Annotated in this window: 20 protein-coding genes and 1 tRNA gene; 13 read left to right on the forward strand and 8 right to left on the reverse strand. The window is 32.3% G+C overall.

What is annotated here, in order from left to right; all coding sequences use genetic code 11:
- The 4 genes from BO51_RS06935 to BO51_RS06950 all read left to right on the forward strand — a co-directional run.
- A partial coding sequence (locus BO51_RS06935; protein ID WP_496485253.1) for an S-layer homology domain-containing protein occupies nt 1–1,082 on the forward strand: 1,082 nt, incomplete at its 5' end.
- A gap of 185 nt (nt 1,083–1,267) precedes the next feature.
- The gene (gene secA / locus BO51_RS06940; RefSeq protein ID WP_496485255.1) at nt 1,268–4,021 is read left to right on the forward strand and encodes a preprotein translocase subunit SecA; all 2,754 of its coding nucleotides are present in this window, start codon (nt 1,268–1,270) and stop codon (nt 4,019–4,021) included.
- A 63-nt stretch (nt 4,022–4,084) separates the two neighbouring features.
- Nucleotides 4,085–5,141 (forward strand): peptide chain release factor 2 gene (prfB, locus tag BO51_RS06945; RefSeq protein WP_496485316.1). Its coding sequence is split into 2 segments (ribosomal slippage): nt 4,085–4,108 and nt 4,110–5,141, totalling 1,056 coding nucleotides; the frame shifts between segments, so codons are not numbered across the junction.
- Nucleotides 5,142–5,171: 30 nt separating this feature from the next.
- Nucleotides 5,172–7,283, forward strand: coding sequence for a Tex family protein (locus tag BO51_RS06950; protein WP_496485257.1), 2,112 nt, complete (start codon nt 5,172–5,174; stop codon nt 7,281–7,283).
- Between the two features lie 9 nt (nt 7,284–7,292).
- On the opposite strand, the gene BO51_RS06955 is transcribed toward BO51_RS06950, so the two are convergent.
- Nucleotides 7,293–7,697 (reverse strand): thioesterase family protein, encoded by a 405-nt coding sequence (locus BO51_RS06955; protein ID WP_496485259.1) that lies wholly within the window; start codon nt 7,695–7,697, stop codon nt 7,293–7,295.
- A gap of 152 nt (nt 7,698–7,849) precedes the next feature.
- Between BO51_RS06955 and BO51_RS06960 the strand changes: the two genes are divergently transcribed.
- The 7 genes from BO51_RS06960 to BO51_RS06990 all read left to right on the forward strand — a co-directional run bounded on the left by BO51_RS06960 (nt 7,850) and on the right by BO51_RS06990 (nt 11,873).
- Entirely contained in the window at nt 7,850–8,212 is a 363-nt protein-coding gene (locus BO51_RS06960; protein ID WP_496485261.1) for a GntR family transcriptional regulator, read from the forward strand.
- Nucleotides 8,212–8,910 carry an ABC transporter ATP-binding protein gene (locus BO51_RS06965; RefSeq protein WP_496485263.1) on the forward strand — a complete coding sequence of 233 codons (699 nt, stop codon included), beginning with the start codon at nt 8,212–8,214 and terminating at the stop codon, nt 8,908–8,910. Before BO51_RS06960 ends, BO51_RS06965 begins: the two co-directional genes overlap by 1 nt.
- Before the next feature lie 10 nt (nt 8,911–8,920).
- The gene (locus BO51_RS06970) at nt 8,921–9,679 is read left to right on the forward strand and encodes a hypothetical protein (RefSeq protein WP_496485265.1); all 759 of its coding nucleotides are present in this window, start codon (nt 8,921–8,923) and stop codon (nt 9,677–9,679) included.
- Between the two features lie 102 nt (nt 9,680–9,781).
- Nucleotides 9,782–9,856 (forward strand) — tRNA-Thr (locus BO51_RS06975).
- A gap of 23 nt (nt 9,857–9,879) precedes the next feature.
- Nucleotides 9,880–10,704, forward strand: a complete 825-nt coding sequence (locus BO51_RS06980; protein ID WP_496485267.1) for a P-loop NTPase — start codon at nt 9,880–9,882, stop codon at nt 10,702–10,704.
- A 315-nt stretch (nt 10,705–11,019) separates the two neighbouring features.
- On the forward strand, nt 11,020–11,466 hold the full coding sequence (locus BO51_RS06985) for an FAD-dependent oxidoreductase (protein ID WP_496485269.1): 447 nt from the start codon (nt 11,020–11,022) through the stop codon (nt 11,464–11,466).
- 74 nt (nt 11,467–11,540) lie between these two features.
- Complete coding sequence (locus tag BO51_RS06990) at nt 11,541–11,873, forward strand: hypothetical protein (RefSeq protein WP_496485270.1); 333 nt, start codon at nt 11,541–11,543, stop codon at nt 11,871–11,873.
- Here the strand turns inward: BO51_RS06990 and BO51_RS06995 are convergent.
- From BO51_RS06995 to BO51_RS07005, 3 genes are read right to left on the reverse strand one after another with little or no spacing between them, the layout of a single operon-like run.
- Nucleotides 11,863–14,151 (reverse strand): transglutaminase TgpA family protein, encoded by a 2,289-nt coding sequence (locus BO51_RS06995; protein WP_496485272.1) that lies wholly within the window; start codon nt 14,149–14,151, stop codon nt 11,863–11,865. The two genes, BO51_RS06990 and BO51_RS06995, sit on opposite strands and share 11 nt — an antisense overlap.
- A gap of 2 nt (nt 14,152–14,153) precedes the next feature.
- Nucleotides 14,154–15,347 carry a DUF58 domain-containing protein gene (locus BO51_RS07000; RefSeq protein WP_496485274.1) on the reverse strand — a complete coding sequence of 398 codons (1,194 nt, stop codon included), beginning with the start codon at nt 15,345–15,347 and terminating at the stop codon, nt 14,154–14,156.
- Nucleotides 15,337–16,275: an AAA family ATPase gene (locus tag BO51_RS07005; protein ID WP_496485276.1), complete on the reverse strand. Its 939-nt coding sequence runs from the start codon at nt 16,273–16,275 to the stop codon at nt 15,337–15,339. The genes BO51_RS07000 and BO51_RS07005 overlap by 11 nt, the downstream gene beginning before the upstream one ends.
- Nucleotides 16,276–16,430: 155 nt before the next feature.
- Between BO51_RS07005 and BO51_RS07010 the strand changes: the two genes are divergently transcribed.
- Together BO51_RS07010 and BO51_RS07015 are read left to right on the forward strand one after the other, a co-directional pair.
- A complete protein-coding gene (locus tag BO51_RS07010; protein ID WP_496485278.1) occupies nt 16,431–18,167 on the forward strand; it encodes a methyl-accepting chemotaxis protein in 1,737 nt (578 codons plus the stop codon).
- 110 nt (nt 18,168–18,277) lie between these two features.
- Complete coding sequence (locus BO51_RS07015; protein ID WP_496485280.1) at nt 18,278–19,966, forward strand: putative bifunctional diguanylate cyclase/phosphodiesterase; 1,689 nt, start codon at nt 18,278–18,280, stop codon at nt 19,964–19,966.
- Between the two features lie 27 nt (nt 19,967–19,993).
- Here BO51_RS07015 and lpdA read toward each other — a convergent pair whose 3' ends face one another.
- The 4 genes from lpdA to pdhA are packed head-to-tail and all read right to left on the reverse strand — an operon-like array spanning nt 19,994 to nt 24,789.
- Nucleotides 19,994–21,376 carry a dihydrolipoyl dehydrogenase gene (lpdA, locus tag BO51_RS07020; protein WP_496485282.1) on the reverse strand — a complete coding sequence of 461 codons (1,383 nt, stop codon included), beginning with the start codon at nt 21,374–21,376 and terminating at the stop codon, nt 19,994–19,996.
- Nucleotides 21,377–21,388: 12 nt separating this feature from the next.
- Nucleotides 21,389–22,711 carry a dihydrolipoamide acetyltransferase family protein gene (locus BO51_RS07025; RefSeq protein WP_496485284.1) on the reverse strand — a complete coding sequence of 441 codons (1,323 nt, stop codon included), beginning with the start codon at nt 22,709–22,711 and terminating at the stop codon, nt 21,389–21,391.
- Between the two features lie 12 nt (nt 22,712–22,723).
- Nucleotides 22,724–23,704 (reverse strand): alpha-ketoacid dehydrogenase subunit beta, encoded by a 981-nt coding sequence (locus BO51_RS07030; protein ID WP_496485286.1) that lies wholly within the window; start codon nt 23,702–23,704, stop codon nt 22,724–22,726.
- Complete coding sequence (gene pdhA, locus BO51_RS07035; protein ID WP_496485288.1) at nt 23,704–24,789, reverse strand: pyruvate dehydrogenase (acetyl-transferring) E1 component subunit alpha; 1,086 nt, start codon at nt 24,787–24,789, stop codon at nt 23,704–23,706. The genes BO51_RS07030 and pdhA overlap by 1 nt, the downstream gene beginning before the upstream one ends.
- Between the last annotated feature and the right edge of the window lie 59 nt (nt 24,790–24,848).

A 24,848-nucleotide genomic window follows, 5' to 3' on the forward strand; every position in this document is an offset into this window, starting at 1 on the left:
CAGAAGAAAACCCAAGCTACACTAATGCAGGAGAATACAAAGTATATGTAAAAGTAGAAAATCCAAACTATGAAGATAGGACAGGATCAGCTACAGTAACAATAACAAAGAGAGATATAACCGTACAATCACAAAGTGCTACAAAAGTATATGACGGGACTCCATTAACTAAAAATGAATTCATTATAACTAATGGCAATCTTGTAACAGGAGAGAATATAACAGTAGTTATAAGTGGTTCGCAAACAAGTGTTGGTTCAAGTAAAAACACAATACAAAGCATAAGCATAAAATCTGGTGATAAAGATGTAACTGGGAACTACAGTATAACAAAGGTAGAAGGAGCATTAACAGTAACACAACCATATTATCCACCATATATACCACCAGAAGAAGAAGTAGATGAAGAAATACCAACTGATCTTCCTGAATTGACAGATGAGCATATAGCATATATACAAGGATATCCAGACAATACAGTAAGACCTTTAAGATATATCACGAGAGAAGAGGTTGCTACAGTATTCTACAGACTTTTAGATGCAGAGTACAGAAGTATGGTATTTACAACAAACCAAAATTTCCTAGATGTAAAAGCTACTAGATGGTCAAATAAACACATCGCAACATTAGCAAATGCTGAAGTGATATTAGGCTACAAAGACGGTACTTTTAGACCTGGAAATTATATAACTAGAGCTGAATTAGCCGTAATAGCATCAAGATTCGACAATTTAAGTCCATTTGAATCAGATAAATTCTCAGATATAAAAGGGCATTGGGCAAATAAGTATATCAATTCGGCTGCTGAAAAAGGATGGGTAAAAGGATATGCTGATGGAACATTTAAACCAGATAACTATATAACAAGAGCAGAGTTTGTAACCTTAGTAAATGCTGTGTTAGATAGAAAAGTTACAAAAGATTATATCCTTGAAGATGCAAGAAAATTCCCAGACTTAACAGAAGACAAATGGTATTATGAAGACATGCAAGAGGCAATAAATAGCCACGAATATGAATGGCAGGAAGATAACACAGAAAAATGGACTAAAATTTATTACCCAGATTTGGATATGTGATAATTAAAAGATAAAGCCCTCAATTGAGGGCTTTATCTTTGTAAAAGTAGTGATATAATATAGGCTAGGATGGTTTACAATAATCTAAATATATTTGCAAAATCCTACATAAATGGTATAATATAGTGATGCTATAAATAATTGATGTAAAATTGTAGTGTGATTTGAAAGGATGATGTAGACAAATGGGTTTACTAAATAAAGTATTTGGCACATATAGTGAGAGAGAGCTAAAAAAAATAGATGGTGTTGTAGAAAAAATAATTTCATTAGATGATGAAATATCAAAACTATCTGATGAAGAGTTAAGGAACAAAACTGTTGAATTTAAAAATAGATTTGCAAATGGAGAAACTCTAGATCAATTATTGCCTGAAGCGTTTGCGGTCGTAAGAGAAGCGTCTCATAGAGTTCTTGGAATGAAACACTTCAAAGTTCAACTTTATGGAGGAGTAATACTTCATCAAGGTAGAATAGCTGAAATGAAAACTGGTGAAGGGAAAACCTTGGTTGCTACTTTGCCTGCGTATTTAAATGCAATAGCAGGGAGAGGTGTTCATATAGTAACTGTCAATGATTACCTTGCTAGAAGAGATAAACAATGGATGGGGAAAATATATGAATTTCTAGGCCTTTCTGTTGGGTGTATAGTCCATGGATTAAACAACAAAGAAAGAAGAGAACAATACTCTTGCGATATAACTTATGGTACTAATAATGAGTTTGGCTTTGATTATTTAAGAGATAACATGGTCATATATAAAGAGGAAATGGTTCAAAGAGATCTATTTTATGCTATCGTGGATGAAGTAGACTCTATTTTAATTGATGAAGCAAGAACTCCTTTGATAATATCAGGTGAAGGAGATAAGTCTACATCTTTGTATGAGATGGCAGATAAGTTTGCACAAACATTAACTTTTAGATATTTGGATCCTAGTGAAGAGAAATTAGATCCATTTAATAGAGAAATCAAAGAAGAAACTGTTGACTATATAGTTGACGAAAAAGCAAGAAGTATAATGTTAACAGAAAATGGAACTAGAAAGGCTGAGAAGTTTTTTGGTTTAGAGAACTTAGCCGATATTGATAACATGGAGATAGCCCATCACATAAATCAAGCATTAAAAGCTAGAAGTCTGTTTAAGAGAGATATAGATTATGTAGTAAAAGATGAAGAAGTAATTATAGTTGATGAGTTTACTGGAAGATTGATGTTTGGAAGAAGATATAGTGATGGATTACATCAAGCTATCGAAGCAAAGGAAAAATTGAAAGTAAGATCAGAATCAAAAACTTTAGCAACTATAACATTTCAGAATTATTTCAGAATGTATGAAAAATTAGCTGGTATGACTGGTACTGCAAAAACAGAAGAAGATGAATTCAGAGAAATATACAACATGGATGTAATTGAAATACCAACCAATAAACCAGTCATAAGAGTAGATTATCCTGATGTAGTTTATAAAAATGAAGAAGCTAAATTCAGAGCTGTAGTTGAAGAGATAAAAGAGAGACATGCTACCGGACAACCAATCTTGGTAGGTACTGTTACTATAGAGAAATCAGAATTGTTATCTAAAATGTTGAAAAAAGAAGGCATAAAACATGAGGTTTTAAATGCCAAACAACATGAGAGAGAAGCTGAAATAATAGCTCAAGCCGGTAGATTTGGTGCTGTCACTATAGCTACCAATATGGCAGGACGTGGTACTGACATAGTATTAGGTGGAAATCCAGAATACATGGCTAAACAAGAAATGAAAAAAAAGGGCTATGATGATGAAACATTGGCATTAGTTGATAGTTTCTATGATACTGACGATGAAAATATTCTAGAAGCTAGAAAAACTTATCAACAATTAGTTGAAAAATATGAAGAGATAACTAGGGAAGAACATAAAAGAGTAGTTGAAGCAGGAGGACTCCATATAATTGGCACCGAGAGACATGAGTCAAGGCGTATAGACAACCAATTGAGAGGTAGATCAGGACGTCAAGGGGACCCAGGTAGTTCTAGATTTTATATTTCACTAGAAGATGATTTAATGAGATTATTCGCAGGCGATAGAATTAAAGGCTTAATGGAGAGTGCAAATATGCCTGATGATGAACCATTAGAACATAGTTTGTTGACTAGAACTATAGAAAATGCGCAGAAAAAAGTAGAAGGCAACAATTTCTCGATACGTAAGCACGTTCTAAAATATGATGATGTCATGAATAAACAGAGAGAGATAATATACAAAGAAAGAAGAAGAGTTTTAGAAGGAGAAAATTTAAAAGACCATATATTAGAGATGGTAAAAAATTTAGTGGAATCTAATGTCGAAATTTACACAAGACAAGCTAAATATCCTGAAGAATGGGATCTAGATGGACTTGAGGTATTTTTAGAAAAGACATTTGGTATGAGAAGGGGAGTTTTATCTAAGCTCGATATTGACAGTTTAACAAAAGATAAATTAATTGAGTATATATTAGATAAGGCAAATGAAATTTACTCTTCTAAAGAGCAGGAATTTGGTGAGGAAACATTCAGAGAAATAGAAAGGATTGTTTTGCTCCAAGTTGTAGATACTAAATGGATGGATCATATAGATGCCATGGACCAACTTAAACAAGGGATAGGGCTTAGATCTATGGGACAAGAAGACCCAGTAAGAGCTTATCAAATTGAAGGCTTTGATATGTTTGAAGAAATGACTACTAGCATATGGGAAGATACAGTACAATTTTTATTCCACGCTGTAAAATCGAAGCCAGTTGAAAGAAAAAGGGTAGCAAATCCATTGGAAATAGGAAATTCTGAAAGTGGCAATAAACCAGTTGTAAATAAATCAAAAAAAGTTGGTAGAAACGATCCATGCCCATGTGGTAGTGGAAAGAAATACAAGAAATGCTGCGGTGCTCCAGACAAAGAAAATGCGGTATGATGAAAGGGTGATAGAGTGGATTTATATTTAGACAAAGAAAGATTGAATAATTGTTTAAATACTATGGACGAGTTGGGTGTTTCACTTTGACTTACCAGCAAAGAAGAAATTGGTAGAAGAACTTGAAAAAAGCACTTACGATGAGAACTTTTGGAAAAATCAACAAAATGCTCAGAATACTATGCAAAAGATCAAGAACTTAAAAGAGCAAATTGAAACTTATGAAAAACTTAAGAATAAAGTAGAAGATTTAAATTTCTTATATCAATTGATGCTTGAAGAAGATGATTATACAGATTATGAAACAGTAGAAAAGTCATTGGAAGAAGTCGAAAAAGAAGTTGACGAATTTAAAATATCAACGCTATTAAATGGAGAATACGATGAAAACAATGCTATACTTTCCATTCACGCAGGTGCAGGCGGATTAGAAGCTCAAGACTGGGCTGAGATGCTACTTCGGATGTATAGAAGATGGGCAGAAGATAAAGGATATAAAGTAGAAACTTTAGATATATTGCAAGATCCAGAGGCGGGTATAAAATCTGTAACACTGTTGATTTCTGGATACAATGCTTACGGATATTTAAAAGGTGAAAAGGGTGTTCATAGGCTCGTAAGAATTTCTCCATTTGACGCTTCTGGGAAAAGGCACACTTCTTTTGCTAGTGTAGATGTTTTTCCTGAACTTAAAGACGAAGAAGATATTGAGATAAATGAGAAAGACTTAAAAATTGACACATATAGGTCAACTGGAGCGGGTGGTCAACATGTTAACACCACAGATTCTGCAGTTAGAATTACCCATATTCCAACGGGGATAGTTGTGCAGTGTCAGTCCGAAAGAAGTCAGCATTCCAACAAAGAAACTGCTATGAAAATGCTTAAAGCTAAGTTGATTCAGTTGAAAGAAGAAGAAAACAAAGAAAAGATAGAGGATCTTCAAGGTTCTTATTCTCAGATTGCTTGGGGATCACAAATTAGATCTTATGTTTTTCACCCTTACAGCATGGTAAAAGACCATAGAACCCAAGCGGAAGTTGGAGATGTCTATAGAGTCATGGATGGAGACCTAGACTATTTTATAAATGAATATTTAAAATACAAAGCTCTTCAGTAGAAGAGCTTTAATTAAGCTTAGGAGGGCAATATGGATGTAATTAAAGAAATAGCAAAAAGCTTAAACTTAAAAGAAAAAAATGTGGAAAATGCTGTTAAATTGCTCGATGAAGGCAATACAATTCCATTTATCGCCAGATACAGAAAAGAATTAACTGGTGAAATGACTGACATAAAATTAAGAGAGCTGGATGAGAAACTTACATATTTGAGAAATCTTGAAAAAAGAAAAGAAGATGTCATCAGATTAATAGATGAACAAGGGAAACTAACTGATGAACTGAAAATTGAGATTGAAAAAGCTGATAACTTGCAAAGGATAGAAGATCTTTACAGGCCATTTAAACCAAAGAGAAGAACTAAAGCTACAATTGCAAGAGAAAAGGGTTTAAGCGAATTAGCAGAGGCGATATCTAAAAATCAGTTAAAAGATGAGGAATTGCTGAAATTTACTGAAACATTTATAAATACTGAGAATGGTGTAAATACTATAGAAGATGCTTTTGAAGGAGCTAAAGACATAGTAGCAGAAGACATTTCAGATGATGCAAATTTTAGAGCAAAAATCAAAGACTATCTTTATAAACATGGAATAGTTGTAGTGAAAGCTATAGATGAAAACTTAGATTCAGTATACGAAATGTACTATGACTATAAGGAACCAATAAAGAGTATAGCTAATCATAGGATATTAGCGATTAATAGAGGTGAGAATAAAAAAGCATTAAAAGTGAGCATAGAAGTTGCCGATTATGATTTAACGACATTGATAAAAGAACAAATATTATATAACAATAATACTATTTCAGATAATTTAATGAAAGAAGCAATAGAAGATTCATTTAAAAGGCTGTTATTTCCATCAATAGAAAGAGAAATTAGAAGCGAACTTACTCAAAGGGCAGAAGAGGAAGCAATAAAAGTATTTGCACTTAATCTGGAGCCATTGCTAATGCAACCTCCTATAAAAGGTAAAGCAATATTAGCGATAGATCCTGGATTTCGAACAGGACTTAAAGTTGTAGTGTTAGATGAAACAGGGAAACTTTTATCTCATACAAATATTTTTCCAGTAGAACCACATAATAAGGTGGAAGAAAGTGAAAAAATATTGTTGGATTTAGTAAACAAATATAATGTTGAGATCATAGCAATTGGGAATGGGACTGCTTCAAGGGAAACAGAGAGCTTTGTTGTAGAATTTATGAAAAAATATAATTTGAGTCAATTGAGTTATATTATCGTTAGTGAAGCTGGAGCCTCAATATATTCGGCATCAGAAATTGGACAAAAAGAATTTCCGGATAAAGACGTTACAGTTAGAGGAGCAGTATCCATTGGAAGAAGAGTCTTGGACCCATTAGCTGAATTAGTAAAAATTGAACCAAAGCATATTGGGGTAGGCCAGTATCAACATGACTTAAATCAAAAGAGATTAGATGAAGTTTTATCAAATGTAGTAGAAGATTGCGTAAACAGAGTTGGTGTTAATCTCAACACAGCAAGTATTTCGCTACTAAAATATGTATCAGGAATTAATGCTAAATTAGCAGAAAACATAGTTTCATACAGAGAAGAAAATGGAAAATTCACATCAAGAGAGGAACTCTTAAAAGTCAAAGGAATGGGTGAAAAGACATTTAAGCAATGTGCAGGTTTTTTAAGAATACCCGAAAGTGACAATATATTAGACAACACAAGTGTCCACCCAGAAAGTTATGATATAGCACATAAATTGATAGATTTAGATTATAAATCAAGAGATATAGATGAATTAGTTAGAGAATTAAATATAGGTAAACCTACATTAGTTGACATTATTAAAGAACTTGACAAACCGGGTAGAGACTTAAGAGAGGATAGACCAAAGCCAGTTTTGAGAAGCGATGTTTTAAAAATTGAAGATCTAGAGATAGGAATGGAACTTTTTGGCACTGTGAGAAATGTAGTAGATTTTGGCGCATTTGTTGATATAGGTGTAAAAGAAGATGGCTTAGTTCATATATCTGAAATATCGGAAAAATATATTAGGCATCCTAAGGAAATGCTAAAAGTAGGCGATATTGTTAAAGTAAGGATATTAAATATTGATTTCAATAAAGGAAGAATAGCATTGAGCATGAAAGGAATAAGCCAAGCTTAATAGCTTGGCTTATTCAGAAAATCTTTTAAAAGTGTTTTCCATTAATTTATTTTTATTTACAATCCTTCTAACATAATTTCCTCTGCAAAAGATACCTTTTCTATCCAAACCAGTATATTCCAAAGTTAATTCATTTCCGTTTATTTTCACAACTTTTATGCTTAATGTAATTTCTTCACCAACTAATGTTGGATTTTCATGGGTTATATCTACATAAGTGCCTATTGTTATATAATCTTTAGGCAGTAAATCATCGAGCATTTTGCTTGAAGCCTCTATCATCATATGTATAATAGCAGGTGTAGAAATTAAATAATAGAGCTCAGAGGAGCCTGCATTTGCACAAGAATCACTAGGGGAAGTCAACTTCTTAAAATCAAATACCATACCCTCTTTAATATTGTGCTCAACCATATCATATCCTCCTTTGTTAAATAATATATTACTTTATAAGATATACTCAAATAGTATAGGAATTAAAAAATAAATATAATGTTGACATCCATTGTATATTAGTGTACTATATATATAGTACACTAATATACAATGATATTGGAGGTGAAATTGTGGAGTTTACAGATAAGCTACCTATATATATCCAGATAATGAATTATCTCAAAAAGAAAATCATAGCTGGTGAATTAAAAGGGGGAGATAAATTGCCATCAGTTAGAGAGCTGTCTTCTGAACTTAAAGTTAATCCAAATACGGTACAAAGATCATATCAAGAATTAGAGAGAGAAAATCTAGTTTATACTCAAAGAGGCATGGGAACTTTTGTTGTAGAGGATCAAAAAATACTTGCTGATTTGAGAAAAGAAATGGCACAAGAGATAATAAACAAATTTATTAAGGAAATGAAAGAACTTGGATTTAACAGCGATGAAATAATCGATATTATAAAGAATTACAGAACGGAGGGAAAATAATGGAGAAAATAGTGGAAATTAAAGGTTTAACTAAGCGCTATATAAATACAATAGCTTTAAACGGCATAGATTTAGACATAGAAAAGGGTAGAGTAGTAGGCATCTTGGGACCGAACGGGAGTGGTAAAACAACTCTCATCAAAATACTTGCAGGATTATTAAGGCAATCTAAAGGAGATGTGAGGATTGACTCTCATAATGTAGGAGTGTATACAAAGTCAATTGTCTCATATCTTCCTGACAGAAATTTTCTATACAATTGGATGAGTATAGAGGATGCTTTAAAATTTTATTCTGATTTCTATAAAGACTTTGATATGAAAAGAGCTGAAAATTTGCTCGAATTTATGAACTTAGACAATAATTTAAAAGTAAATCAACTATCAAAAGGAATGCATGAGAAACTAAATTTAAGTTTAGTACTTTCAAGAAAAGCGAAACTATATATATTGGATGAACCAATAGCTGGCGTTGATCCAGTTGCTAGGGATAAGATACTAGATGCTATTATTAACAATTACAATGAAGATAGCTCCATGATCATAACCACGCATCTAGTTAGAGATATGGAGAATTTGTTTGATGAAGTAGTCTTTTTAAAAGAGGGGACTATCAAGCTAAGAGGAGAAGCTGAAAAATTAAGAGAAGAAAATGGAAAATCAATAGACGAATTATATAAAGAAGTATTCGGAGAATAGGAGGATAAAAATGGGTAAATACATCAAGTATGAAATAAAAGGCAGTTACAGATTTGTATTGGGAGTATTGGCACTTGTACTTATTCTAATGACAGGTATATATTTAAAAGGCTTTGATAAACTAGGGATAATTGGAGGGCTGGCAGGGCTAGCTATAGTAATTGGCTATATCGCAGAGATATATTACATCATGGATTCATTTCGAAAAGAACTTTACGAAGACAGGGGATATTTGACATTTACTTTGCCACTAAGCGGTAAACAAATCATCGCATCAAAACTTGTTGTTTCAACATTATGGATTTTGGTCATTGGATTTGTAACAATGGGATATTTTCTAATTCTATTTAGAAAAGACATAAACATTGGTCAATTAGAGATTGAGCTATTAAAACAATATCTACCACAAATGATCTATTATGGTATATATACGTTAGTCATTGGCATAAACGCTTTGATATTGATTTATTTGTCAATGGCATTAGGCAGAGTAACTATTCGAAATAAAAAATTAGGTGGATTGTGGTTCCTCATATTTATAGTGCTATCTACATTTGTCCAAATCGGATATAATTATGTTTATCAAACATTTCCTCATTATTTGAACCTATCGAGTTTCAATTTGATAAATATAGACAATGGTGCTGGACTCACTATTTCATCGGGATCTATTTATATGAACCTTGCAACTGCTATATACACAATTTTAATTGGCATAGTTTCATTTTTCACTACGTCATATTTAGTTGAAAATAAAATAGACATATAGAAAACATAGACCTAGTTTTTTAAACTAGGTCTATAAATTTAAATAAAGTGCTTAAAAAATGTCGTCAAATATTGTATAATTATAGTGTGTTATTTATTAAATGCTGATGTGGCTCAGTGGTAGAGCAGTGCACTCGTAATGCACAGGCCGTCGGTTCAAATCCGACCATCAGCTCCATTATATATAAAAGGAGAATATAAATGTCTGACAATTGCAATCAAAATTGTGACAGCTGTTCTGTGGACTGCGACACAAGAAATACTAAAACAAGCTTTATTGAGAAGTTAAATGATAAATCAAACGTAAAAAAAGTTATTGGAGTTTTAAGTGGTAAAGGTGGAGTTGGGAAATCCCTAGTAACATCTCTAATTGCCATAGAAATGCAAAGGCGAGGGAATCAAGTAGCAATTTTAGATTCTGATATCACAGGCCCTTCTATACCAAAGATGTTTGGCATTACTGAAAAAGCTAGAGGTAATGAAGATGGGATATTTCCCGTTAAGACAAAAACTGGAATAGATGTGATGTCTCTTAATCTATTATTAGAAGATGAGACGGACCCAGTTGTTTGGAGAGGGCCAATCATAGGAGGCACAGTAAAACAGTTTTGGACTGAAGTCATTTGGGAAGACGAAGATTATATGTTCATTGATATGCCACCAGGAACAGGAGATATTGCTTTAACAGTCTTTCAAAGCATACCTGTAGATGGAATAATCGTAGTTACATCTCCTCAAGAATTAGTATCAATGATAGTTACAAAAGCGGTAAAAATGGCTAAAATGATGAATATACCTATTGTTGGATTAGTTGAAAACATGAGTTATTTTAAATGTCCTGACAATGGAAAAGAATACAAAGTATTCGGCGAAAGCCACATCGACGAGATAGCAGAAAAATTTAATTTGAAAGTATTAGCAAAGCTGCCAATTGATCCAGAAATTGCAAAAAGATGCGACAGAGGTGAGATTGAAACGATAGGGCTTAACTTTCTGGATTCTCTAGCCAATGAATTAGAAAAATAAATACTTGTTTAAAAGTTTCCAGATATTTTTAATTAAATAATTTAAATATTTTGGAAACTTTTTCTTTATTGTGGGATAATGGTTATATAATAAAGTAGCATGCTAGCATTAAAAGAAACATTTTGAGATGCTTTTCACTTGTTCCTTTTAATGTATCGGTTTGTTAGTTTAGTGTGTTTACATTTTAACAACTATAGTATGTAAGCATTTATGTTTCATAAATAAATATTGAGAGGAGCAAGTTTATGTAAAGCAATGCTAAGTTGTTTGAACCAATCAAGATTAGAAATCTAGAAATCAAGAACAGAAGTACTATTGGACAATAGCAAAGTAGGAAATAAAGTTGCTGTTATAGGTGGCGGTTTAGTAGGATGCGAAACTGCATTAAGTTTAGCTATGGATGGAAAAGATGTAACTGTAGTTGAAATGTTACCAGAATTAATGGCATCGGGTTTGCCTGTTCCCCACATGAATAGAATAATGATGTTGGATTTGATGAAACTCCACAATGTCAAGTCAATACTAAATAACAGGTTGATGGGCATAGAAGATGGTCATATTGAATTGATGGATACTAATTTCAATCCTAGTGCATTAGATGTAGATACTGTTGTAATATCAGTAGGTATGAGAGCTGACAAATCATTGTATAATGAATTAGTTGGTAAAGTAAGTAACTTATATTTAGTTGGTGACGCAAATAGCGCTAGAAATATAATGTCAGCAATCTGGGAAGGTTATGAAGTAGCTAGATTTATATAGTTTGAAAAACTGCTGCATTTTTGTGCAGCAGTTTTATTTTTTTTGGGTAAATAGAGTTAAAAGGAGGGAGAGGCATGAAAAAACTCATAAGAGATTATGAAAAATGGATAACTAAAGCTATAAGAAGCGATGAATACGCTTATGAGGATTTATTGTATATTCATCAGATTTATGTTGATTATTTTCAGCATGAAAGATTTATTCATTTAATAGTTACATTGTTTACCTCTATATTGATGCTATTTAGCTTATATTTCAGCGTCAAGACCGGAGAAATACTAGTATTTATTGTATTTGGTATTTTATTCATAACCACTATATTCTATTTTTTGCACTATTTTTATTTAGAAAATTCACTATTGCGAATGTATAAGATCACAGAAAAATTATTGAACATCAAAATTTAATACTACCTATTAGGTATTTTTTTATGAAATATCTTATTTTTCCTGTATAATTTTTATATCTATTGATAGTTATATTTCTAAACCTATTCAATAATTCAACTTCTTCATCGGCAGCACTCCTAAATCCGAATTTAGATTGTATAAATATTTCTGTGATTTTGTTAAATTCAATATCTTCAAGCTGATAGAACTTATAACTTATCCTTTTGCTGTATTCAAAATATGTTTCATAATTATATTTAGGGTAACCTAATTCTCCCAATATATGTTGAATGTCATAATAGTATTTTTCAATTTTCTTATTTTTATCTAATTTTTTCTGTTTTTTTTCATTAATTATGTTTTTTATTGTCAGGTATAACATTCTTATGATTAACAGTAGACCTATTAATATCATTAGTAAAGAGGAATAATTAGGTGAATTTTTTAAGTTGGCATTATTTTCATCATCTATTGTAATTTCTCTGCCCTCTTCTATTATATTTTCTCTATTTGGGTTTTTTGTGTTGCCTTTAAGTATATCAGGATCTAATTCTGTATTTTCTTCCTCTAAAGGTTCTTCTATTTCAAAATCCAAAGAATTAGGGGATTGATAATTGGGAGTAGGCTCAAAGCTCATCCATCCAACTGGCTCAATAAAAGCTTCAACCCATGCATGGGCATTTGATTGAGATACTTTATATTCTCCATTTGATAATTTATCTTTGACTATATAACCCTCTACATATCTTGAAGGAATGCCTGCTATTCTTAGCATTATAGCCATAGCTGAAGCATAGTATGTACAATATCCTTCTTTCACATCGAATAAAAAGTAATCGACAAAATCGGGATTATCATCTGCGTTATAATCTTCTACATCTAAAGTATATGAGTAATTTGACCTAAGATAATTCTCTATAAGCATTGCTTTTTCATAGTCATTCGTTGCATTTTTTATTATTTCTTTAGTTAAATCTATTGTCCTTAGGGTTGTGGTATCTGATATGCTTAGATATACAAGCAAATTATTTAAATCAGCCTTTTTTTCGCTTAATCCATTTTGAAATTGCACAGAGTATGGCAGTGGCTTTAAGTAGGTTACCATGTATGACTCATTTTTATATATGCCGTCTTTACTATACATTATTAAGTCAGGATTAATAAAAATGTAGTTACTATATTTAAAATCCACCTTAGTAGGGAATAGTGGGCTGAATAATGTTGTTGAAGCAAAATTTCTATTTGTAATTGTTATGGTTTTTAATGACTCATACTTTTTATTATCTATGAGTGAATTATTGTATATTGGCAAATAGTTGTAAAAACTAACATTTGACTTAACCTGCAAAGGAAGACTATCATCACTAGACCAACTGACTCCATTAAATAGAGTTTTAGCATTTCCCCTTAAATAGATGGGTTCATCTGTTTTTACGGTCATTACAACTCTTGGGTTAGGAACAACTTTGCCTCCTAGTATTGAATAATTAGGACTGAATCCAGTAGTTCTAAAATCAAATTGACTGGCGGATGATTGCCCTCTGACGTATTCTGGATTTGATCTAAAACTAAGCACTATTGGGAAAGTATTAACTACCTTTGATTCAAACCATATCCAATCGACAGGGTTATTCCATTTAGGCAATATAGAAGAAAATAATAATGCAATTATAATCGTCAAAAGAGTAGATTTAAAAAAAGGAGCATATTTTGTATTATCAACTCTATAATCATTTTTTGAGGATCGAGAAATTTTGTGGAAATTAACTGTAGATAAAGTAATAAAAAAAGATGATAATAAAATCTTTATGGAAGTAAGAGCAGCGTCATTAAAATTATACCAATAAACAATTAATACAAGAGAAAATGCAGCATATAAAATTGTATAAAGTCTTTTGTTATAAAAAAATATTAATGATATAAAGCTTAAAAGCGAACTCAACACCAAAAATAATGGAAACTTATTTTGTGGTTTAATAGGTATACCTTCCCTCAAATTGTATACGATATTATTTATAAATTGAATCGAAGATTGGACTAGCGATATGACAAGATTTCTATCGTATTTAAGCATTATTAAAACAGTAATAATCAAGATTATAACAGAAACAAAAATAGAAATCGGTTTTTTAAATAAAATAAATATTAATTCGAAAATCAATGCAAAAAATAACAATTGCTTAACCAAGGACATATTAAAGTTTACTGCTGCATTTATTGAGTAAATAAGTGAGAAACACAATAATAAAGCGGAAAAGTTCAAAATAATTGCATCGAGTTTAAACTTGTTTTTCATATTTATGCCTCCAGATTTCGAGCTCTATTTGAACGATAGTCTATTTCATAAACTGATATTGATTCGGATTTTAGCTTTTCTATATAAGAATAATTAATTTTGTAGTTCTTGTTTTGAATGTCAGTGATATGAATTACGATTGGGTTAAAACCTTTCATCTTTAAATTAATGATCTCTTTAGCATCTTCTTTATTTAAAAAAGGAGTAATACAAACAATTGTGGAATATTCATAAAGACTAGGATAAATGTAATCTAAATAGTGACTAAAGTCCAAACTGCTTTTTGGGGAATACTTAGCCAATTCATCCATAAAGCTCTTAAAACTATCCTGAGAATTACCTTGGACAAACATATTTTCATTTTCGTTTTCAAAAAATAGAGAAGTATGTATTTCGTGATCTAAACAGTAATCTATTATACTGCTTGCTATCTCAACTTGAGTATCTTCAATATGATAGATCAAATCTTTTCTGAATTTTTCTATATAAGAATCAATTATTATCATAACACTAGTATCAGCCCTATTTTCGTACTCCTTTGTCATTAGTACATCTTTTTTTGCCGACATTTTCCAATGTATTGATTTTACTGGATCGCCTACTGTATATTTTCTCACTCCATAGTTTCTGCTCCTATCTTCAATTATTTTATCATAAATAGGCAGCTCTCCCGATGACAAGCCTGAAAACACTTGAAATGAATCGAGCTTACGGTAATATGGATAAATGATAATTGAAGTGTTCTCTTTTATGGATTTATTTAATTTAAAGATCCCGAGGCTATCCCTAATGCCAATTTTTATCTCTCCAATACTGTAAAAGCCTCTTCTTTTGGCAGTAATGCTGGTCTTTGTAGAGATTGTTTGCTTTGGTTCAACTGAGTAAATAATAGGTGGGACATAGTCGTTTGTAAGCTTTCTTTCTATTATGCTATCAATCTCGACATATGGAATAGAAAAATGACTGTTATTGTGAATTTCATAATAAATTTCTATTTTGTCGCCTGCATAAATTGCCATCTCTTTGAGAGTTAAAGTTATCTTTGTATTGTGCATATAATACAAAACTTTAACAAAAGACAACAAAAATATAGCCAAAACGAAATAAAACAGAAAAAATGGCAGTTCTCCACCAACTAACAGTGAAAAAACAAATAAAAACACAATACTTATTATTATAAATTTATTATTTAACATATCTCGCACCTATATTTATTCTTTGAATTATTTCATTTATCACTTCATCAGTATCTTTTTTCTCAAGTCTTGCTTCAGCCGATAGAACTAATCTGTGCCTTAAAACAGGAAATACTATATTTTTGACGTCATCGTGGATTACATAATTTCTATTTGACAAGTAAGCCTTGGCTTTTGACGCTTTTAAAATATCTATGCTTGCTCTTGGGCTTGCTCCAAGGGTAATACTCTTATAGTTTCTTGTCATGTTTACAATATCTATAATGTATTCAATTATTTCATCATGTGTGATTATTTCATCTACTTCTTTTGTAATAAACAATAGGTCTGTCTTTGATAGCACAGGTTCTATATTGTCTAGATTTTTTAATTTTAGATAATCTCTTAGTATTATTTTCTCGTCATTTTTATTAGGATATCCTATGGAGATTTTCATAAAGAATCTGTCTAGTTGTGCCTCTGGGAGTGGGAATGTTCCTTGATATTCAATTGGGTTTTGTGTTGCAAGGACTAAAAAAGGCCTCTCCAATAAAAAGTGCTCATTTTCTGTGGAGACTTCAAATTCTTCCATGGCTTGAAGCAGGCTTGACTGGGTTTTAGGCGAAGTCCTGTTAATTTCATCAGCTAAAAATATATTGCAAAATATTGGCCCTTTTTTAAAGATGAAACTACCGGTATCTTTATCAAATACACTAATGCCAATTATATCCGACGGCGTGAGATCAGGTGTAAATTGGACTCTTTTATAAGTTAAATCTAGGCTTTTGGCTAAAGCTTTAGCTAAAGTTGTTTTGCCTACTCCTGGCACATCTTCAATAAGGAGATGGCCATTGGAAATCAAAGCGATAATAACATTTTCAACCACATCTTTTTTACCTACAATGGCATTATTTAAATTGTCCATTAACAATTCTATTTTTTTAAGCATAAGTTCCTCCCTTAGAATATCTTTAGTTCATTTATACCTTTATTATATGAACATAAACAAACATATTTGATTTTACATACTAAGCTATTAAAAAACTCACATTCATACCGATATATATGTAGAAGACATTTTTAAATTCTAGAGGGGGATTTTTGATGGCAAAGTTTTTAAACAATTTAAACACAAAAACTAAAGTGTTTGGAGGTTTTATGATAATAGCTGTACTTTCCATACTAGTTGGAGTAGTAAGCGTTATTTCACTAAATCAATCTACTAAAGACCTTAAATCGATGTATGAAGATAGATTAAAAGGAAACTTACTCTTGACAGACATAGAAAGCAATGTTAAAAAAACCAAAGAAGAGACTATGAAAATACTCTGGCAGTATCAGGTAACATATAATGACACTGTCATGAAAAATTCAGAAGAAGAATTAAATGTACTAGTTAATGAGAACAATGATCTAATAAAAGAGTATGAAAATAGATCATTAGATACACAAGAAAAAGTTCTACTAGCTAATTTCAAACAAGCATTATTAGAATACAGACCCCTTAGAGATGAAGTTATTAAATATGTAAAAAATGGACAGTATTCACAAGCAATTAGTACATACAGCAAAGCAAGTAAGTTTGAAAATGATATTGAGAATGCAATTTGCGAGATGATAAACTACAATCTTAAAGTTTCTGATATTATGTATAAAGATGCACAATCGAGGATGGCTATTACCTTGATTATAACAATTGTAGTTGCATTGATTACATTTTTGCTATCTTTGATGTTAGGTTTTTACAATTCAAAGAGTATAGTAGGAGGAATAAAAGAAGCTGTAAATTATTCTACTATGCTAAGAGATGGCAATTTTTCTTTTGAAATTGAGGATAGCTTGTTGATTAGGAAAGATGAAATTGGTGACTTATCTAGGGCATTTAAGCAAACTAAAGAAGGGCTCAGAGAGATTATAAGCTTGTCAAAAGAAAATGCAGAAGAAGCGAGTGCATCTAGTGAAGAATTAAGTGCAACAGTAGAAGAAATAAGTGCTCAAATCCAAGAAGTAAATTCTTCCACACAAGAAATTGCAGCAAGCATGGAAGAAACTTCTGCCGCCATAGAAGAAGTAAGTTCATCAGGGGATCAAATTTTGGATAATGCAAAAACTATACTTGAAGAAACTGAAAAAGGGAAAGAAAACGCTAAGCTAATTGCAAATAGAGCATCTGAACTCAAAGAAACCGCATTATTAAATAGAAGTGAAGCAACTAACACATATAAAGTCAAACAAAAAGCTATAAAAGAATCCATAGAAAGAGGAAAGATAGTTTCAGAGATTAAGATCATGGCTGACTCAATCAAGGAAATAGCTGAAAAAACAAACCTATTAGCTTTAAATGCTGCCATAGAAGCAGCTAGAGCTGGAGATCATGGGAGAGGATTTGCAGTTGTAGCAGATGAAGTAAGAAAATTGGCAGAAGCTTCTTCCTCAGCTGTAGATAAGATAACTGACTTGGTTGGAGATGTTAATGAAGTATTTACCGAATTGACATCAAGTTCAGATGATTTACTCAAATTCATCGATTCTAAAGTAATTGCAGATTATGATAGCCTTGTTGAAACAGGTAGCAAATACCTAGAAGACGCAGAGTATGTAGAAAACTTGATTTCTAAATTTAATGAGAAATCAACTGAAATAAAAGAAGCCATATCTGAGATAAATGAAGCGATTGAATCTGTAGCTACCACAATAGAGCAATCAACAGGCAGAACTGTTGACATTTCTTCAAACATGAAAGAACTGTCAAAAGCTATTGAAGAAGTAGAAAAAGTAGCAGAGGAACAAGCATCATTAGCTGAAGAATTAAGTATAAACATGAATAGCTTTGTACTTTAAAAATTACGAAATATTAACATTATTGATATGAATTGTTAATTGTTTTCTAGTATAATTAATAAGCAGATGGATTGTTAGACTTCTTATATAAAGGAAGATTTTGGAGGAAAATGGAAACTTTAATGGGTAATTCAAACAAAAGAGAAGAAATAGATGTATTAAAAGAGAATTTAAATAATTATGGTAAGCTTCTAGAGGATGTAGGTGGAGAGATTTGGGAGCTTGTGATCAATGGAGAAAATGACAATGGAAATCACTATATTGCAAAATATACATTTAATTATAGTGACAATATAATGTTACATTATCATGATAAAATCCAGGAAGAAGATATTTTGCAAATCATTGACAGTTTAGAAAAATTTATTCGAAGCGATGATTCGAAGATAGAATTAATTTATCGAGTCATGAATATCGATGATAGTTATAAATGGGTATTTTCAAGAGGCATGAAGGTATTTGACAAGACAGGAAGACTAGAAAAAATAATTGGAATCAGATCCGATATAACAGAAAAAGTAGTTATGAAAGAAGCACTTTTCAATATATCGCATTATGACAATCTCACTAATCTATCAAATAAAGAAAAATTAAAAGAGGATTTTTCAAGATTAGCTAAAAAAAACCCTAATGAAGATATTGCATTTCTATACATTGATATTGACGATTTCAGGCATGTAAACAATTTGTTGGGATATAGTTATGGCGATGAATTTTTAAAGAAATTTTCAGAGTTTTTAAAATGTGAGTTTGGAAAGGACAATTTCATAGGAAGATTAAATGCCGATGAATTCTTAGTTATATATAAGGGATATAAAGACATAAGTTCATTGGAAAAAAGAATAGAGCAGTTTTTGAAAGACTTGCGCAAAAAAAATTTTTTGGAGAACAGCGACTTTAAATTATCTGCTAGCATTGGATATTCACTTTTTAAAATTAATGGCAACGATTTTGATACCTTGTTAAGATATGCCGATACCGCTCTACATTATTCCAAGAGCAAAGGGAGATCTCAATTTATTAGATACAGTGATACACTCGGAGAATATGTATTTTCACAGGCGGATATGATAAATCAAATCAGGATAGCAATTGAGAGAAATGAATTTATAGTCTACTTTCAGCCAATAGTTTACACAAGAGCAGAGAAAATAGCAGGTTATGAAGCGCTTGTTAGATGGATGCATCCACATAGAGGCATGATTTCTCCCGGACAATTTATACCAGTTGCGGAAGCTTCTGGCCAAATGGTAGAAATTGAACAAATTGTCATTGAGGAGTGCTTTAAGCGATTTAAACTATTAAGAAAACTGAATCCAGAGATGAAATATATCTCTATAAATTTATCTGCTAAGGGTATACTCGAAAGAAATATTATCCGTTTCTTAGAAGATTTAACACTAAAATATGATGTTAACCCTGACTATATTGAGTTTGAAGTTACAGAATCTTCGCTGCTTAATAACATTGAAAAAACAGTTGAAATACTAGATAAAATAAAAGAAATGGGGTTTAAACTTTCTATGGATGATTTTGGCACAGGCTATTCCTCTTTAAATTACTTAAAGAATTTGCCATTTGATAAAGTGAAATTGGATAAGAGCTTTATAGACAATATAGAAACGGATGAGAGAGATCATTTGATGGTTAAATCTATCATTGAATTATCTCACAGGTTAGGCTTGCTAGTAGTAGGAGAAGGTGTCGAGACTAAAAATCAGAGAGATTTGTTGTGTATATTGGAATGTGACTTCATTCAAGGATTTTATTATGGAAGACCTGAACCAATAGATAATTGATATAAATGGGTGGAAATTCCACCCATTTTATATATTTAATGGCTTGTCAATAGCGGCTAAACTTGCTTCCACTATCGCTTCGGTCAATGTAGGATGTGGATGAACTATCTTTGCCAAGTCATAGATTGTACCCTCTAAGTTCATTAGTCCAACTCCTTCGGCTATCATATTTGAAGCATCATTACCAATTATATGCAAACCGATGATTTCGCCATACATATTTTTATCTGCCAAAATCTTTACAAAACCAGCAGTTTCGCCTTTTATACTTGCCATGCTGTTTGCAGATAATGGAAATTTCCCTACTGTACAGTCAATATTTTTTATTTTAGCCTCATCTTCGGTTAAGCCAACACTAGCGATTTCAGGGAATGAGTATACAACTTTTGGAATTTTAAGATAATCAATTTTGGAATCAATTCCACAAATATTTTCACTTGCTATTACACCTTCAAAGGATGCTACATGAGCTAATGGCATTTTTCCATTGACATCACCTATTGCAAATACATTCGGTATACTGGTTCTAAGATTTTCGTCTGTTAGAATAAATCCCATTTCATCTTTCTCAATTTTCAAGTTTTCTACACCACTTAAATTTGGCTTTATTCCATAGAATACTATATATTTGTCTGCAGTGAATTCCTTTTCTTTGCCGTTTTGGGTTAAAGTAATTTTATCGTCGCTTATCTTCGTTATATTAGCATTGTTTACTAGTTTTACACCACTTTTTTTAAGTTGCCTTTCCAAAGTTTGCGATAGTTCGCTATCATATTGAGGAAGTATATTTTTATCACTATATATCATAGTGACGTCTGTGCCTATTGAGTTGTAAAAAGTAGCATATTCTACTGAATAGGTGTCATTTCCTAATACTAGAACCTTATCGAACTTCTCTTTTTGAGTTAAAATACCCATGTTATTGATCGCTTTGCCACTGTCAAAGCTCTCTTTTAAGCCATCTATAGCTGGGATATAGGGTTTTGAACCAGTTGCTATTATTAAATTGTCAAAGGATAAAATATCCCCCTCAACATCTATAGTACTTTCATCAATTACTTTTCCAAATCCATTGTATAAATCTACACCGTTTTTCTTAAATAACATGTGAATACCTGAAACCAGTTTGTTAACAGTTTCATCTTTTTTTAGCATCATTTTTTCAATGTCGACATACACTTTAGACTTGTCGATTCCACCTATGCCGAAGTCTTCACTTCTCAAAATATCTTGAAAGTGTTTTGCATAAGACAACAGTGTTTTAGTTGGAATACAACCCCAATTTAAGCATATACCACCTAATTTGTCTTTCTCTACTACTGCTACTTTTTTTCCAAGCTGACTTGACTTTATGGTTGCTATATATCCTCCGGGTCCCCCGCCAAGCACAACTACATCATATTTCTTCATGTCGCTCACCTCTTAAGCTTTAAGCAAAAGCATTTCTGGATTTTCTAGCAATTCTTTCATCATGTTTAAAAATCTAGCTCCACTTGCTCCATCGATTATCCTATGGTCATAGGACAATGAAAGAGGTAGAATCCATGCTTTTACTATTTCATTATTCTTAATTATAGGCTTTTGAACTATTCTTCCAACTCCTAAAATTGCTGACTCAGGGTAATTTATTATTGGGATTCCATAATATCCACCTATAGAACCGTAATTTGTAATTGTGAAACTACTCCCCTTTAAATCTTTAAGTTCAATTTGGTTATTTTTTGCTTTGCTAGAAATTTCATCTACTTTTTTAGCTAACTCAATTATGCTCAATCTATCTGCATCTTTTATGACAGGCACCATTAATCCTCGCTCTGTATCGGTTGCGATACCTATATGATAAAATTTCTTTAATATCAATTCATCGTTTTCTTCATCAAGTGTTGAATTGAATTCTGGCATTTGCTTAAGGACTGCTATAGTTGCTTTAATTATAAAAGGCATAAAAGTTAGATTGATTTCTTCTTCTCTTAATGAATCTTTATATCTTTTTCTAAATTCATATAATTCGGTTACATCCAGTTCATCCATCGCAGTTGTATGCGGTATAGTAAATCTTGATTGAGTCATTTTTTCAGCAATTGTCTTTCTTATCTTTGTCAGAGGAATTCTTTCAACTTTTTCATCTTCAATCAAAACTTTTTCTTCTTGCGCTTTACGAGCTGTTTTAACTGTTTCATCTATCGCTACTTCTTGTTTTCCAACTTGAGGTTTTTCACTAGCTTTAATTATATCCTCTTTCATAACTCGACCATTTGGTCCACTTCCAACAATTTGATTTATATCCACGCCTAAATCTTTAGCGAGTTTTCTTGCAACTGGCGTGGCGAGAGCTTTTTTGACCTCATCTTTATTTTCACTTCTGAAATTGCTCTCATCGCTGGGTGCTATTACTTCGGAAGATGCAATTACTTCGCCAACCACTCCTGCATTTTCTTCTTCAACAATTTCTTTTTTCTCATTTAAAGTATCTTTTTTCTCTACTGGAGATTCTTCATCGGCAGCGCCTTCGGTATCTATGACTACAAAGACATCTCCAACATGAATAGTATCGCCATTGTTTGCCCTCAATTCTACAATCTTGCCGGTTTTGGGAGAAGGTATTTCAGTAGTAACTTTATCTGTTTCAACCTCTGCTACAGAATCTCCTTCTTTTATTAAATCGCCTTCCTTGACAAGCCATTTAGTAATTATACCTTCATGAATACCTTCTCCTATATCTGGAAATTGAAATTCAAATCTCATTTTTACTCCTCCTTAGTAACGCACTACATCTTCAATAGTTTTAGCAATTCTCTCTGGCGTTGGTATATAATGCTGCTCTCCTCTTGGCAAAGGAAAAGTAGTGTCAAAACCAGTTAACCTTGTTGGTGGAGCTTCAAGATATAAGAATGCTTTTTCATTGACAATAGATATTATTTCAGCACCTACTCCAAGAGTCTTTGGAGCCTCATGGACAACTAAAATTCTACCGGTTTTCTTCACTGATTCTACAAAACTGTCTCTATCCATAGGCGCTATTGTTCTTAAATCAATAAGTTCAACTGATATATCTTTGGCCTTTACCATATCGATTGCCTTTTGAACATCTCTTACCATAGCTCCCCATGAAACAACTGTGATGTCCTCACCTGATTCTATAATTTTCGCTTTCCCTATTGGAATCTCATATGGTCCTTCTGGCACTTCTTGTTTAAATGCTCTATAAATTCTTTTGGGTTCCCAAAAGAGAACAGGATCATTATCCCTAATAGCAGATATTAGAAGCCCTTTAGCATCATATGGCGTAGATGGTATAACGACTTTCAAACCGGGGATTTGAGCATACAAAGCTTCTGTACTTTCTGAGTGATGCTCTAATGCCCTTATTCCCCCTCCATAAGGTGCTCTTATAACCATAGGAAGATTGTACTTGCCTCTAGAACGATTTCTCATACGAGCCACATGACTTATTATTTGATTAAATGCTGGATAAGAAAATCCTGAGAACTGCATCTCAACAATAGGTCTAAGCCCATTTACTGCCATGCCGACGGCTGTACCGACTATTGCAGATTCGGCCAATGGAGTATCAAAAACCCTTTTCTCTCCAAACTTCTTTTGCAAGTCTTGTGTTACTCTAAAAACTCCACCTTCCACACCGACATCTTCACCATATACCACAATTGATTCATCTCTATCCATTTCTTCCATAAGAGCTTGATTTATTGCTTGCACCATATTTAAAGTATTGGGCATTATTTGTTACCTCCTTCTAAAAAAGCTTTATATTCGAATAATTGTTCTTCTAGTTGCGGTGTCATCTTTTCATAAGTGAATTTAAAGATATCATCAATTTCAGTATCTGATTTTCCTTCTATTTCTTCAAAAGTTGCAGTCACATCTTTTTCAAGTTCAGCTTTAGTGTTTTCAACCCATTTATCATCTATTAACCCTTTATTTTTCAAGAAAAGTTCTAATCTTAAAATAGGATCTTTTTTCTTCCATTCCTCTACTTCTTTATCTTCTCTGTACTTTGTAGGATCATCACTTGTTGTGTGAGCTCCTAGCCTATAAGTGAATGCTTCAATTAAAGTTGGACCTTCACCGTTTCTTGCTCTTTCAACAGCTGCTTTTGAAGCGTTGTACATAGCAAATAAATCGTTGCCATCTACTAGTATACCGGGCAAACCATAAGCAATTGCTTTTACGGCTAAATTTTTGCTTTTAGTTTGAACTTTTCTTGGAGTAGATATGGCATATTGATTATTTTGTATTATAAAGATTACAGGAGCATTAAACACTGCTGCAAAATTTAAAGCTTCGTGAAAATCCCCATGAGAAGTACCGCCGTCTCCTACATAGGTCATTACGACGCTTTTTTCTCCCTTTATATTATTTGCCATACCTATACCTGTAGCATGCTGTAGTTGTGAAGCGATTGGAACAGACACAGGGAGCATCTTTACATCGTCTGGAAAATGACTGCCCCATTCATTGCCATACCAGTAAAGATAAATATTCTTTAATGGAACCCCCTTAATTAGCCAAGCGCCTAATTCTCTAAAAGCTGGGACAAGCCAGTCATCTTTTTCTATAGCAAAAGCACTGCCGATTTGAGCTGCTTCTTGCCCTATATTTGGCGCATAGGTGAGCATTCTTCCTTGTCTTTGATACGAAAGCGCTTTTTCATCAATAGTTCGTTCGTAAAGCATAGTCTTGAAAAGATACAACAGCTCATCATCACTTAAATTTGGTTGATCTTTATCGTCAACTAGATTTCCGTTTTCATCTAGTACTTGATACATCTTGTTATCCAATGGATTGTATTCATCAAATATCATAAACTAACCTCCTGTTATAATTGATAATCGTTATCATTTATTATATATATCTCCAAAAA

Source organism: Soehngenia saccharolytica DSM 12858 (genome assembly GCF_059568515.1).